3 protein-coding genes are annotated in these 1,832 nt (G+C 28.7%); all 3 read right to left on the bottom strand.

Annotation, left to right across the window (positions count from 1 at the left end):
* On the bottom strand, positions 1-1,057 hold a 1,057-nt coding region (locus tag E6248_RS15780), incomplete at its 3' end, for a MupG family TIM beta-alpha barrel fold protein (RefSeq protein ID WP_316341718.1).
* A 1-nt stretch (position 1,058) separates the two neighbouring features.
* Positions 1,059-1,370 (bottom strand): PTS lactose/cellobiose transporter subunit IIA, encoded by a 312-nt coding sequence (locus E6248_RS15775; RefSeq protein ID WP_316341717.1) that lies wholly within the window; start codon positions 1,368-1,370, stop codon positions 1,059-1,061.
* 40 nt (positions 1,371-1,410) lie between these two features.
* The gene (locus tag E6248_RS15770) at positions 1,411-1,716 is read right to left on the bottom strand and encodes a PTS sugar transporter subunit IIB (RefSeq protein ID WP_316341716.1); all 306 of its coding nucleotides are present in this window, start codon (positions 1,714-1,716) and stop codon (positions 1,411-1,413) included.
* Positions 1,717-1,832 lie beyond the last annotated feature (116 nt).

Genomic DNA, 1,832 nt, shown 5'->3' with positions numbered 1-1,832 from the left:
GCTTAATATAGTCTAATAAGAATACTTCCTCTTCAACTATTCTTGCAACTACATTAGTTTTACCTGTGTTTTTCATATCTTTTAAAGCCACTTGTAATTCTCCTGCATATCTAGTATATAAATCCGAATCTATTAAAATGTCCCCTCTTTTTATATCTACCACATTATATGGTGGAAAACTTTCACCCTTATATTTTACCCTGCTTTGTGTACTCCTTGCCATATATTCAGATGCATCTCCTCTATTAAAGTGGAATTCATCTAAAACTATAGTCTTATCAAGTTCTCTAATTTCATCAATTAATTCAACATTAAATTCTAACATATCCTTATTAATATTGCTTAAAGCTTCAAGCTCTTCCTCTGATGCAAATGCATTTGCAATAATTACATCATCTATTAACCCCGTTGCAAATAAATGCTTTGCTTGAACATCAATTGGTAAATCTCTATGCATTTCTAATGTACATAGCCCCTCTGAAACTGGCCATGGGCCAAACTTTGCAGATGGTGAATTAACAAAAGCTGCTGTTCTTATTCCAAGCTCCTTAAATTGCTTACTAGCTGATATAAAGTTGTCATAACATAATCCAGTATAAATATGCGGATAGAAATTATGACATCCATATAAATTATTTAAATTTGCTTTATAAGAAATAATATTATCAACATACTTTGTTCCATTACTAATATTTAATTCTATTTTTAACCCATACTCATTGTAAGTCATTACTGACTCTTCATATCCACTAAATCCCATGTCTAACCTTATACCTGAAAGTCCCATATCTTTAAATACTTTTAAATCAAATATAGATGCTTTTAAATTATTAAATACAGTTGGATCTATATCTGCTATTACTTCCATATCATTTTCATTTGCTACTTGTAACATTTCCTTAAATTCATTTATTACTAAGTTTAAATCTTTATCCCCTGCAGATATTAGACAAGTAAAAATCCTTTTAAATCCATATTTAGCAGCAAGCTTAATATAATCCTTAATTTCTTCAATAGTCGAATTATTAGGATATATAGAAATACCTAACTTATACATTTTAACATTCCACCTTATTTAATCTTTCATGAAGAGCTATTATTTCTTCAGCTAAGTCTTTAACAACTATAGAAGTCATTAAGTGATCTTGAGCATGTACTAATAATAAAGATACTTCAGTTTTATTTCCTGCAGCCTCACCTTGAATTAAAGTAGTTTGAGTTGCATGAGCGCTTCCTAAAGTTTCTTTTGATTTTTCAATTAATTTTTTAGCATCTTCAATTTTTCCTTCTTTAGCTATTTCCATAGCTTCCATCGCGTAACTTCTAGCTTCGCCACTAAAAACTATTAAATTCATAATTATTTCTTCCATTGTTACACTCCTTTTATGATTAATGCTACTAATTTATTTATTAATTCATTAAATCTAATGCTTGTTTTAATACCTTTGTTCCATTCATTGTTCCATAATCAACTGTATTGATTACTGCAACTGGTATACCCTTTGGATCAAATTTAGTTTTCATTTTATTTAATAAAAATCTTACTTGCGGTCCTAATAATAATACATCTATTTCATTTTCATGTTTTACTAATTCTGCTTCACCTACAGCATTTATTGTACATTCAACACCTTGCTCTTGTGCTGCTTTTTGCATTTTAGTAACTAATAGAGATGTTGACATCCCTGCTGAACAAACTAATAATATTCTTTTCATACTAAAAACCTCCTTAATTTTATGTAACTAATTACACTAATATATATAGCAATTTTAATGCCAATTCAAATTAAATATTATTTTTTTAAAAAACCCTATCCAAACAGCACTATCAC

It is taken from the genome of Clostridium sp., from assembly GCF_032552055.1.
Classification (GTDB): domain Bacteria; phylum Bacillota; class Clostridia; order Clostridiales; family Clostridiaceae; genus Clostridium.
This window is presented reverse-complemented; position numbering and strand designations above follow the sequence as displayed.